The 12,138-nt window shown below is 68.9% G+C and carries 9 protein-coding genes; 5 read left to right on the top strand and 4 right to left on the bottom strand.

Annotated elements, in window-relative coordinates:
* Positions 1 to 25: 25 nt before the first annotated feature.
* The 3 genes from ABIE24_RS03980 to ABIE24_RS03970 all read left to right on the top strand — a co-directional run bounded on the left by ABIE24_RS03980 (position 26) and on the right by ABIE24_RS03970 (position 3,739).
* Positions 26 to 487, top strand: coding sequence for a DUF3817 domain-containing protein (locus tag ABIE24_RS03980; RefSeq protein WP_354497038.1), 462 nt, complete (start codon positions 26 to 28; stop codon positions 485 to 487).
* An 82-nt stretch (positions 488 to 569) separates the two neighbouring features.
* Entirely contained in the window at positions 570 to 2,864 is a 2,295-nt protein-coding gene (purL, locus tag ABIE24_RS03975; protein WP_354497036.1) for a phosphoribosylformylglycinamidine synthase subunit PurL, read from the top strand.
* A gap of 134 nt (positions 2,865 to 2,998) precedes the next feature.
* The gene (locus tag ABIE24_RS03970; RefSeq protein WP_354497034.1) at positions 2,999 to 3,739 is read left to right on the top strand and encodes an RNase H family protein; all 741 of its coding nucleotides are present in this window, start codon (positions 2,999 to 3,001) and stop codon (positions 3,737 to 3,739) included.
* An 8-nt stretch (positions 3,740 to 3,747) separates the two neighbouring features.
* Here ABIE24_RS03970 and ABIE24_RS03965 read toward each other — a convergent pair whose 3' ends face one another.
* Entirely contained in the window at positions 3,748 to 4,416 is a 669-nt protein-coding gene (locus ABIE24_RS03965) for a TetR/AcrR family transcriptional regulator (RefSeq protein ID WP_354497032.1), read from the bottom strand.
* 120 nt (positions 4,417 to 4,536) lie between these two features.
* Between ABIE24_RS03965 and ABIE24_RS03960 the strand changes: the two genes are divergently transcribed.
* Together ABIE24_RS03960 and ABIE24_RS03955 are read left to right on the top strand one after the other, a co-directional pair.
* Positions 4,537 to 7,326 carry an MMPL family transporter gene (locus ABIE24_RS03960; protein WP_354497030.1) on the top strand — a complete coding sequence of 930 codons (2,790 nt, stop codon included), beginning with the start codon at positions 4,537 to 4,539 and terminating at the stop codon, positions 7,324 to 7,326.
* Positions 7,323 to 9,251, top strand: a complete 1,929-nt coding sequence (locus ABIE24_RS03955; protein ID WP_354497028.1) for a YhgE/Pip family protein — start codon at positions 7,323 to 7,325, stop codon at positions 9,249 to 9,251. Before ABIE24_RS03960 ends, ABIE24_RS03955 begins: the two co-directional genes overlap by 4 nt.
* 541 nt (positions 9,252 to 9,792) lie before the next feature.
* Here ABIE24_RS03955 and ABIE24_RS03950 read toward each other — a convergent pair.
* The 3 genes from ABIE24_RS03950 to ABIE24_RS03940 form a co-directional block, all read right to left on the bottom strand.
* Positions 9,793 to 10,710 carry an SDR family NAD(P)-dependent oxidoreductase gene (locus tag ABIE24_RS03950; protein ID WP_354497026.1) on the bottom strand — a complete coding sequence of 306 codons (918 nt, stop codon included), beginning with the start codon at positions 10,708 to 10,710 and terminating at the stop codon, positions 9,793 to 9,795.
* Complete coding sequence (locus ABIE24_RS03945) at positions 10,707 to 11,006, bottom strand: chorismate mutase (protein WP_354497024.1); 300 nt, start codon at positions 11,004 to 11,006, stop codon at positions 10,707 to 10,709. Before ABIE24_RS03945 ends, ABIE24_RS03950 begins: the two co-directional genes overlap by 4 nt.
* A 135-nt stretch (positions 11,007 to 11,141) precedes the next feature.
* Positions 11,142 to 12,095 (bottom strand): DMT family transporter, encoded by a 954-nt coding sequence (locus tag ABIE24_RS03940; RefSeq protein WP_502916235.1) that lies wholly within the window; start codon positions 12,093 to 12,095, stop codon positions 11,142 to 11,144.
* Positions 12,096 to 12,138: the final 43 nt, after the last annotated feature.

The following is a 12,138-nucleotide window of genomic DNA, read 5'->3' as shown; positions in this document are numbered from 1 at the left end:
CCGCCCTTCCCCTGGAGTGTCTTCCGTGTCTCCCCGCCTGTTCTACCGCACGCTCGCTTTCGCCGAGGCGGTCACCTGGACGCTCCTGATCCTCGGGCTGCTCATGAAGTACGTGTGGGACCTCGGCGACGTGGGCGTTCGCATCGGCGGGTCGATCCACGGTTTCGTGTTCCTGGCGTACGCGGCGACGGCAATCCTCGTCGGGCTGAACCAGCGCTGGAGCGTTCCGCTGATCGCACTCGGGGTCGTGACGGCGATCGTGCCGTATGCGACGATTCCGTTCGACCTGTGGGCCGATCGCACCGGGCGCCTCGACGGCGGGTGGCGTCGCGACGCGACCGACGACCCCCGGGACCGGAGCTGGGTCGACCGCCTGCTGCGCTGGTTCCTCGCCCACCCGGCCGTCCTCAGTTCGGTGTTCGTCGTCGCCCTCGTCGGGATCTTCGCGACGCTCCTGGTGATCGGTCCTCCCGGCGGCGAGCGCTGACGGAACTGCCCGGCCGAGTGGCTCGCGTTCCCCGGATAGAATCGAGGTATCCGGCACCCCTCGATCTAGGAGCCTCCCCCTCGTGAACACCCCCGCAACCTCTGTTGCCGACACCGTCTCGATTGCCTTGGCCACTCCCGAGAAGGAGCAGCCGTACGCGGCTCTCGGACTCAAGCCAGACGAGTACGAGAAGATCAAGGAGATCCTCGGCCGTCGCCCGACGTCGGGCGAGCTCGCCATGTACTCGGTGATGTGGAGCGAGCACTGCTCGTACAAGTCGAGCAAGATCTACCTCAAGCAGTTCGGCCAGAAAGTCACGCCGACGATGAAGAAGAACCTCATGGTCGGCATGGGCGAGAACGCGGGCGTCGTCGACATCGGCGAGGGCTGGGCCGTCACGTTCAAGGTGGAGAGCCACAACCACCCCAGCTACATCGAGCCGTTCCAGGGCGCTGCAACCGGCGTCGGCGGTATCGTCCGCGACATCATCTCGATGGGCGCCCGCCCGGTCGCCGTCATGGACCAGCTGCGCTTCGGTGCGATCGACGACCCCGACACGGCTCGGGTCGTGCACGGCGTCACGAGCGGCATCTCGTTCTACGGCAACTGCCTCGGCCTGCCGAACATCGGCGGTGAGACCTACTTCGACAAGGTGTACCAGGGCAACCCGCTCGTCAACGCTCTCTCGGTCGGCGTGCTCCGCCACGAGGACCTCCACCTCGCCAACGCGTCAGGCATCGGCAACAAGATCGTGCTGTTCGGCGCCCGCACCGGCGGCGACGGCATCGGCGGCGCGTCCATCCTCGCGTCCGATTCGTTCGACGCGGCCGGCCCGACCAAGCGTCCCGCCGTGCAGGTCGGCGACCCGTTCGCCGAGAAGGTGCTCATCGAGTGCTGCCTCGAGCTGTACAAGCAGAAGCTCGTCGAGGGCATCCAGGACCTCGGTGCCGCCGGGATCTCCTGTGCCACGAGCGAGCTCGCCGCGAACGGCGACGGCGGCATGTTCATCGAACTCTCCAACACGCTGCTCCGCGACCCGTCGCTCACGCCTGAGGAAATCCTCATGTCCGAGTCCCAGGAACGCATGATGGCCGTCGTCGAACCGGGCAAGCTCGAGGGCTTCCTCGCTGTGACTGCCAAGTGGGATGTCGAGACCAGCGTGATGGGCGAGGTGACCGACACCGGCCGCCTCATCATCAACTGGCACGGTGAGGAGATCGTGAACGTCGATCCCTCCACCGTTGCGGTCGACGGCCCGGTCTACGAACGCCCCGTGGCCTACCCGGCCTGGCTCGACGCGCTGCAGGCCGACACGGCATCCGCTCTGGAACGACCGACGGATGCCGCGACGCTCCGCTCGCAGTTCCTCTCGCTGCTGGGCTCGGCGAACCTCTCCGACAAGAGCTGGATCACCGACCAGTACGACTACTACGTCATGGGCAACACGGCGCTGGCCTTCCCCGACGACGGCGGCATGATCCGGGTCGACGAGGAGTCCGGGCTCGGGTTCGCGATCGCGACCGACGCCAACGGCCGCTACTGCCAGCTCGACCCGTCGCTCGGCGCGAAGCTCGCCCTCGCCGAGGCGTACCGCAACGTCGCCTGCACCGGCGCGGTCCCCGCCGCTGTCACCGACTGCCTCAACTTCGGCTCGCCCGAGAACCCCGAGGTGATGTGGCAGTTCTCGCAGGCCGTCGAGGGCCTGTCCGACGGCTGCCTCGCACTCGAGGTGCCCGTCACCGGCGGAAACGTCTCGTTCTACAACCAGACCGGCGACACCCCGATCTTCCCGACCCCTGTCGTCGGTGTGCTCGGCGTGATCGATGACGTCGCGCGCCGGGTGCCGAGCGGCTGGCAGGACGAGGGCGACAACATCTACCTCCTCGGCGTGACGAGCGAGGAGCTCTCGGGGTCGGCCTGGGCGGGCACCATCCACGACCACCTCGGCGGACTCCCGCCCGCTGTCGACTTCGACCGTGAGAAGGACCTCGCCGCCCTGCTGCACGCCGGCTCCCAGTCGTCGATCATCGCGTCGGCGCACGACCTCTCCGACGGCGGTCTCGCACAGGCCCTCGCCGAGAGCGTGATGCGCTTCGGCGTCGGTGCCCGGGTGTGGCTCGGCGAGATCCTCGAGCGGGACGGCATCGACATCGCGACGGCCCTGTTCTCGGAGTCGACCGGGCGCGTGCTCGTCTCGGTGCCGCGTGAGGACGACGTCAAGTTCCGCGGACTCTGCGAGGGCCGCAACTACCCCGTTCTTCGCATCGGCGTGACCGACAAGGCGACCCCGGCGCTGGAGATCCAGGACCTGTTCACCGCAACGGTCGACGAGTTGCGCGCGACGCACCAGGCGACCCTCCCGGCCGCGTTCGCGTAAATCCCCTGCGAGATACCGAAAAGGCGACGACGCTCAGCAGGAAACTCCGCGTCGGACCCGGCGTTTCGTCCTGTTGAGCGTGCAGAACGGTCACATCCTCCTGTCGAGCAGAGGGGATCGATACGATTGAGATCATGACGATCACCGCTGCCGCAGACGGCTCAGCCCTCGGCAACCCCGGCCCCGCAGGCTGGGCCTGGTACGTCGACGACGCGCACTGGCAGGCCGGCGGCTGGAAGCACGCCACCAACAACATGGGCGAGCTCAAGGCCGTGCTCGAGCTGTTCCGCGCCACCGCGCACCTCGACGACGACCTGCTCGTGCTCTGCGACAGCCAGTACGTGATCAACACCGTCACCAAGTGGATGCGCGGTTGGAAGGCCAAGGGCTGGCGCAAGGGCGACGGCAAACCGGTGATGAACCTCGAGATCATCCAGGAACTCGACGAGGTCATGGCCGGGCGCCGCTATCGATTCGAATGGGTGCGCGGCCACGCCGGCCACCCCATGAACGAGGCGGCCGATGCCCGCGCCCGCGCCGTCTCCGAGGCGTTCCAGGCGGGCCGGCCGATCCCGCACGGTCCGGGCTGGCCACGGGAGGACGTCGAGACGGATGCCGTCGCCGGCGTCTCGCAAGCGGCATCCGCTTCTCGACCGCTCGCGGAGATTCCTGAACCGGAGATCCCCGACGCGGAGATCGCAGGAGCACCAGACGACACCCTCGCTCCGGACAGCGAACTCGCCCTGTTCTCCCTCGACGATCCCGACCTGCACGAGGTCACGCTCTGGCTCACCGACGACGAGCACATCCGGCTGCACGAACGGGCACGGCAGGAAGGCGTCAGCGCCGAGGAGCTTCTCCGCGGCCTGATCTGACCGCGGCGTCAGTCGAGCGGTTCGGTGAGCGCGTGGACGAGGGCAGGCAGTGTGGACCGCGCGAGGGGCGGGGCCGAAATCGTGTCGGTGTCGCCGCCTTCGAGGATGGCCTCCTGGAGCGCTGATTCGTACACGTTCACGATGATGCCGATGGCCGCGATCGGGTCCATCGTGAAGCGGAGCCCCACCGAGCGCACGGCGCCATCGATGCGCTCCGCCAGCTGCTCGAGAAAGTCCCGCTGGTAGGCAAGGTAGCTCGCCGCGACGGCGGGGTCCCTCATCGCCAGGAGCTTGAACTCGGACTGGACGACGCACCAGCGCCGGTCGTCCGACTGGAGTTCGAGGAACCGGATGACGACCTCGCCGAGCGTCGCCCCGGTCAGCGGTGTCGAGTCGAGTTCGGGCAGGATGGCGTCGACCCCCTCCTGCAGTCGCTCGAACCGGATCCGGTTCTCCCGCTCGGCGAGGGCGAAAAAGAGCTCTTCCTTCGTGTCGAAGTTCGAGTAGAAGGCGCCACGCGTGAAACCGGCACGCTCGGTGATCATCTCGACGGATGCCGCGTGCACACCGGTGTCGGCGAAGACCTCATAGGCGGCGTCCATCAGCCGGTCCCGGGTTTTTCGCCGACGGGCGCTGTCGACCTGCGCCGACTCGGCGAGGGGGATTTCGGTGGGCATCCTGACACCTTACTGGGAACGTTTGGATACATCAGTGTATCCGATACAGTTGTGAATCGGATACAGTTGTGAATCGGATACAGTCGCGTATCCGCCCTCCCCTTTCTCCCAGGAGCCCCCGTGTCGTCATTGCTGTACTCCCTCGGTCGATGGGCATTCCGCGCACGCGGCATCGTGGTCGGCGCCTGGATCCTGATCCTGGCCCTCGTCGGCGGAGGCGCGCTCCTCTTCAACCAGGGCATGGACAACGCCATCTCCATCCCCGGGACCGAATCGCAGGCCGCCCTCGACTCACTCTCGACGACATTCCCGCAGGTGAGCGGCACGACGGCACAGGTCATCGTCGTCGCCCCCGAGGGGGACCGCGTGACGGATGCCGACACGGCCGCCGCGATCGCGGCATCCGTCGACGCACTCAATGAGTTCGACCAGGTCGCGCAGGCCGTGTCGCCGTTCGATGAGAACGTCACCGGTGCCGTGAACGACGACGCGTCGGCCGGGCTCATCAGCATCCAGCTCGACGGGGAAACCGCCGACATCACCAAGGCGACGAAGGTGGCCCTCGGCGACGAGGTCGCCCACCTGCAGGAGGCCCTCCCAAGCGGCGCGGTCGCATCGCTCGGCGGTCAGCTGTTCAGCACCAACCTGCCCACCCTCAGCCTCGTGGAACTCGTCGGCGTCGGCGTCGCCCTCCTCGTGCTCCTGCTCACTTTCGGGTCGTTCCTCGCCGCCGGGATGCCACTGCTCACCGCCCTGCTCGGCGTCGGCATCTCGATGGCCCTGATCTTCCTGGCGACGGCGTTCACCTCGATCAACTCGACCACGCCGATGCTCGCCCTGATGCTCGGGCTCGCGGTCGGCATCGACTACGCGCTGTTCATCATTTCGCGACACCAGGAGCAGCTCCGCGGCGACCTCCCTGCCGAGGAATCCGCGGCGCGGGCCACGGCAACGGCCGGTTCCGCGGTGATCTTCGCCGGGCTGACCGTGATCATCGCCTTGCTGGGCCTCGGCGTGGCGGGCATCCCGTTCCTCACCGTCATGGGTGTCGCCGCTGCCGTCGGCGTCGGCGTGGCCGTGCTCATCTCGATCACCCTCATCCCTGCCCTGCTCGGCTTCGCCGGCGATCGCCTGCGTCCGAAGCCGTCGAAGGCGACGCGCCGGACGCGCAAGGCACACGCCGACGCAGCCCCGGCTGCCGAGGGCGAAACTCCCCCGCCGGCCCACCGTCCCAACCGCTTCTTCCTGGGCTGGGTGCGGGCGGTCACCCGGTTCCCCATCGTCACGATCCTCGCCGTCGTCACCGTGCTCGGCCTCGCGGCCCTCCCTGCCCTCGGGCTCCGCCTCGCCCTCCCTGATGCCGGTGGACTCCCGTCGGACGACCCGGCCCGCGTGACCTACGACCTCGTCTCCGACAACTTCGGCGAAGGGTTCAACGGTCCCCTTATCGTCACGGGCTCGATCGTCACCTCGACGGACCCGCTCGGGCTCATGGCCGACCTCAAGAGTGAGATCGAAGCCCTCGACGGCGTCGCCGCGGTTCCGCTGGCCACGCCGAACGCGACAGCAGACACCGGCATCGTCCAGGTGATCCCGGAGAGCGCTCCGAACTCCGAAGAGACCAAGGCCCTCGTGGCTGAGATCCGTTCGATGCACGACTACTTCGTCGACGAGTACGACGTCGACCTCTCCGTCACCGGCTTCACCGCTGTCGGCATCGACGTGTCGGACAAACTCGGCAACGCCCTGCTTCCGTTCGGGCTCATCGTTGTGGGCCTGTCGCTCGTTCTGCTGACCATGGTGTTCCGGTCGATCTGGGTGCCGATCAAGGCCACCCTGGGATACCTGCTCAGCGTCGCCGCGTCGTTCGGCATCGTCGCGCTCGTGTTCGAGTACGGCTGGTTCGCCGACGCGCTCCACGTCGCCAAGGAAGGCCCCGTGATCAGCTTCATGCCGATCATCCTCATGGGCGTGCTCTTCGGCCTGGCCATGGACTACGAGGTCTTCCTCGTCGCGCGCATGCGTGAGGACTACGTCCACTCCGGCAAAGCGCGCGCGTCGATCGAGACCGGCTTCCTCGGCTCGGCAAAGGTCGTCACCGCCGCCGCGATCATCATGTTCGCCGTGTTCGCCGCCTTCGTTCCCGAGGGCGACGTGAACATCAAGCCGATTGCGCTCGGCCTCGCCGTCGGTGTCTTCATCGACGCCTTCATCGTGCGGATGACCCTCGTGCCCGCTGTGCTCTACCTGCTCGGCGACAAGGCCTGGTGGATCCCCCGGTGGCTCGACCGGGCGCTCCCGTCGTTCGACGTCGAAGGCGAGGGCCTGCACCGCGAGATCGAACTCCGCGACTGGCCGTCCGCGGCATCCGCCGAGATCCTCAGCGCCGAAGGACTCACCCTGTCCGGAACCCGGGCCCCGCTCTTCGAGGGTGTCTCCGCCGCTCTGCCGGAAGGCGGCACCCTCGTCGTCTCCGGCGACCGTGAGGCGAGCGTCACGGCGCTGCTCCTGACGTTGTCCGGCCGCATGCACGCCGACGCCGGCAGGTTGAAAGTCGCCGGTTTCGTGTTGCCGGTGCGGGCGGCATCCGTTCGCTCCCGCGTCGCGTTCGTCTCGCTCAGCGAGGCGATGGACCCGGTGCGCGCCATCACCGACGCGGTGCGTGAGTCGCCGCGGATCCTGACCCTCGACGGCATCGACACCGTGACGGATGCCGTCACGCGCCGCAACCTGCACGACGCGCTCTCGCACGCGCAGGCCGGAGCGCTCGCAAGCGATCGCCCGCTTGCCCTCATCGTGGGCACCGCATCCCCCGACACGCTCTCCGACGCCGTTCCCGGCACCGCCGGCGCTGAGCGCGTCGCCCTTCTCCCCTCCGACCTGTCGCACGAAGCAGAGGTACCCGCATGAGCACGCCCCTGTCACGATTCGAATCCGCCCGCGCCTCCGGACGGGTCACCTGGCTGTCGATCGTCGGCATCCTCCTTGTGCCGCTCGTCGTCGCCGGCGTGCTGGTGTGGGCGTTCTGGAATCCGGCTGAACGCCTCGACTCGGTGAAGGCGGCCATCGTCAACCAGGACGTTCCTGTGGAACTCGAGGGCCAGACGGTGCCGCTCGGGCGCCAGCTCGCCGCCGGACTCGTCGGCGGAGCATCCGACACCAATTACACCTGGGTGCTCACTGACGAGGACGACGCCGTCGATGGCCTCAGCACCGGCGAGTTCGCTGCGGTCGTCACGATTCCCGAGAACTTCTCGGCGGCAGCGACCTCGTTCTCGGGCGAGGCGTCCGACGCCGAGAAGGCGACCATCGACGTCACGACGAGCGACAAGAGCCGCCTCGTCGACGATGCCGTCAGCCAGGTGATCACCACGACAGCCGCGGGACTCGTCGGCAACGAACTCACCACCTCATACCTCGAGAACATCTACGTCGGATTCAACACGCTCGGCGACCAGCTGGGCACGGCTGCTGGCGGCGCCGCCGAACTCGGCACCGGGGCGACGACCCTCGCCGAGGGTGCCTCGAGCCTCGCCGCAGGAACGACCGGACTCTCCACCGGTGCCTCCGGGCTCGCCACGGGCGTCTCGGAGCTGACCGCGGGGCTGTCCTCGCTGGCATCCGGGCTCACCACCCTCGAGGAGCAGACCGCCGCGCTGCCGGCGCAAGCGCAGTCGCTCGCGACGGGCGCTGCAGGCATCGCCGACGGCATCGACCAGCTGCAACTCGCGCTCGCCGGGCAGGCGACGGCGCTGAACACCCAGACCGCCGATCTGACGGCTCTGGCGACGGAGGCGTGCACCACCGACCCGGCAAGCTCCCTGTGCTCGTCGCTGACCACCGCTGCGACCAACGCGGCCGTCTCGGCTGGGACGATCGGTGCCATCGCCACCCCCGGCGAACTCGCAGCGGGGGCTGACGCCGTGTCCGGCGGGATCGGCGCACTTGCCGCCGGCCTCACCCCCCTGACCGCGGGAATCGGCGACACGGCATCCGGTGCCTCGTCGCTCGCCGACGGTGGACTGGTGCTCAACTCGGGCGCATCACAGCTTGCCGACGGAGTCTCCGAGTTGAGCGCCGGCACAGCCGGCCTCTCAGAAGGCGCCGCCGGCGTCGCGGAGGGTGTGAACAGCCTCACCTCGGGTCTCTCCGAAGCCGTCGACGCCGTGCCCAGCTACAGCGAATCAGAGCGGACGACACTCGCCGAGGTGGTCGCCCAGCCCGTTGTCACCAACGGCGGCGACGCCCTCTCGTTCGGCACGGCGGGGGTCCCGTTCTATGCGGCGCTGGCCCTGTGGCTCGGGGCGTTCGCCAGCCTCATCGTGCTCAGGGCCAGGCCGCTCGGTGCGCTCGGGTCGACACGCCCGTCGGCACTGCTGGCGATCAGGGCCTGGGCGCCGGCCGCCGGGGTCGGGGCCTTGCAGGGCGTCCTCGTCGCCGCGATCCTCCAGCCGCTCCTCGACCTGGATGCCGGGGGCTGGGTCGGGTTCGCCGCCGTCGCCGCCCTCACCGGGGTCGCCTTCGCCGCCGTGAACCAGGCACTCAACGCCGTGTTCGGGGGCGCGGGCCGGTTCCTCGCGATGATCGTCGCCCTGGTGCTCATCGGCACGAGCATCATCGCAACGGCACCCGCCGCTCTCGATGCGACGCTCACCTTCCTGCCCGTACAGCCGGCCGTCAACGCCTTCCACACCGTCGTGATCTCGGGTGGCGGGCTCGGCGCCGCGATCGTCGGGCTGCTGCTCTGGACTGCGGGTTCGCTGGCGGCGACCACCCTGGCCATCGAAAGGTCGCGGACGGTGTCGGTGCGGCAGCTGGTGCCGCGCACGGCGTAGCTCGGCTGCTGCTGGACCCGGCGCCGGCTCAGGCTCGCGCGGGTCGCCTGGGCCCGCGCGGGTGTTACTGCACCCGCGCAGCACCGAAAGACCCGCGCGGCATCCCCAAGCCAGACCCGTGGGCCAGACCCGCGGGCCCGGTCCGTGGGCCCGACCCGCGGGCCGGATCCGCGGGTCAGACCCGCGGGCCGGATCCGCATGAACCGGATCTGCACGACCCGATGCGGCCCCAGGGCCCTCCCACCGTGGCGCGCGGGTCGAATGGGCGCGCGCGGGTGTTACTGCACTCGCGCAGCACCGAAAGACCCGCGCGGCATCCCCAAGCCAGACCCGTGGGCCAGACCCGCGGGCCGGATCCGCGGGTCCGACCCGCGTGAACCGGATCTGCACGACCCGATGCGGCCCGAAGGGCCCTCCCACCGTGGCGCGCGGGTCGAATGGGCCTGCGCGGGTGTTACTGCACCCGCGCAGCACCGAAAGACCCGCGCGAGCGGATCGCGCGAGCGGATCGCGACGGAGCATCACGCCGGGCGTCCCGCCGCTACAGGAACGGCACCCTCGTCGCGACCTCGGCCTCAGCCCAGATCACCCGGGCGACGCGTTCGTCGGTCGTGACTCGCGCCGGCCGGGCCTCGACGGGCGAGCCCTTCACCAGAAAGCGCGGGCCGAAAAACGAGCCGCCCGCGGCATCCGGGTCGGTGACCGCGCGCAGGACCGGCTCAGCACCGCGGTTCTTGCCCTGCGTGTACGGGGCCTGCAGCGTGTCGACGAAGCGCTTCGCCCGACCCGGCTCGTTGACGCCCGGCACCGGCGGGGTGCGACCCGAGATCGAATAGCCCGGGTGGGCGACGAGAGAACGGATGCCACTCTCCCGCTCCTGCAGGCGCCGCTCGAGTTCGAACCCGAACGACGACAGCAGGATCTTCGACTGGGCGTAGGCCTGCCAGCCGGAGTAGCGGCGGTTCAGCTGCAGGTCGTCGGCCCTCAGGGACACGAGCCTGCTGGCAATGCTGCCCAGCGAGACGACGCGCGAACCCGCTGTCCGTTCGAGCGCGCGGAACGCAAACGCGGTGAGCGCGAAGGCACCGAAGAAGTTGGTGGCGGCGACGAGTTCGAGCCCGTCTGCGGTCTCGACGCGACGCGACGGCGGGTGCACGATTCCCGCGTTGTTCACGAGCGCATCGAGCCGCGGGAGCCCGGCCAGGTGCTCCCCGGCTGCGCGCACCGACGTGAGGTCGGCCGTGTCGAGGTGCAGCACCGAGAGATCCGCATCGGGTACGCGGGCACGGATGGCGCGCACCGCGGCATCCGCTCTCTCCAGGTTCCGACAGGCCAGGATCACGGATGCCCCGGCGCCGGCGAGCGCGAACGAGGTCCAGAACCCGATCCCGGCGTTGGCACCGGTCACGGCGACGACGCGCCCGTGCTGGGACGGGAGCCGCGCCGGGTCCCAGGTCACCGGTGGCCGTTGGCGATCTGCTCGTGGTGGTGGATCACTTCGGCGACGACGAAGTTGAACCATTTCTCGGCAAACGCCGGGTCGAGGTGTGCCTCCTCGGCGAGGCCGCGGAGCCGGGCGATCTGGCGTTTCTCCCGCTCAGGGTCGGCCGGGGGCAAACCGTGTTCCGCTTTGAGGGTCCCCACCTGTTGCGTCGCCTTGAACCGCTCGGCGAGCATGTGGATGAGCGCGGCATCGATGTTGTCGATGCTGCGTCGAAGACTGCTGAGCTCTGCTGATACGTCGTTCTCGGCCATGCCTCCAATGTACCGCTCCGCCGCCTTGCCCCCGTTGCCCGGCGGCGAGCGTGCGTGGCGTCGCGACCTCGGTTCGATCTGCGCAAATCGAGCCGTAGTCCGATTTCAGGTCGATTTGCGCACTCTCAAGCCGTGCTACCCGGCTGCCGCCCGGCGGGGCAGCCGGATGCGCTGCTGAGTGAGCAGGATGCCGAGGAACACGAGCACGGCGCCGATCGGCTCATGCCAGCCCAGCGATTCGTGCAGGAGCAGTACGCCGAGGATCACACCGACGACCGGCGTGACGTACGTGACGCCGCTCGTCGCCGTCGGGCCCCACGCCGTCAGCACATTCATGTTGAAGATGTAGACGACCCCGGTGCCGAGAGCTCCGAGCCCGACAAGGCTGAGCACGACCCAGACATCCAGCTGAACCGGATGCCACGCCACCACCGGGGTGAGGACCAGCATGATCACGGCGGCGAGGCCGATGTACATGAACGCGGAGGTGATCGACGGCACGCGATACGGCGCCAGGAACTTGCGGAGGTAGCCGAGCGCGAAGCCGTAACAGGTCACCGCTCCCAGGCAGGCGAGCTGGCCGCGCCAGTCGCCGAGGAGCGCGCCGACCTGCCACGGGGCCACGATCACGACGACACCGACCATGCCGACGATCACGCCGAGGACCTGGCCCCAGTTGAGCTTCTCCACCCGAAAGACGAGCGTCGCCATGATCGCCGTCGTGATCGGAGTCACGGCGTTGAGGATCGAGGCCAGGCTGGATGAGATGTACTGCTCTGCCCACGCGAACAGGAGGTACGGCACGACGCAGAAGGTGACCGCGATGACCGTGAAGTGCAGCCAGACGATCGGCTGGCGGGGCAGGCGGGCCCGGGTCACCACGGCGATGATGCCGAGGGTGAGGGCGCCAAGCATGATGCGGGTCCAGGCCACCTGACCGAATGAGACGCCCTCGAGCGCGACCTTCATGAAGAGGAAGCTGGCACCCCAGATCAGCCCCATCGCGAGAAACTGGAGCACGATGCGCGGCTGGGCGCCCGCGGTCGGCGTCGACGCAGCGGCGCGCCCGGTGGTGCTGGAGGTGGTCACCCCGCCAATCTAGCGACTCTGCCGCGAAGCCACTGGCGGATTT

The organism is Mycetocola sp. 2940, from assembly GCF_040548835.1.
Lineage (GTDB): Bacteria > Actinomycetota > Actinomycetes > Actinomycetales > Microbacteriaceae > Mycetocola_A.
This window is presented reverse-complemented; position numbering and strand designations above follow the sequence as displayed.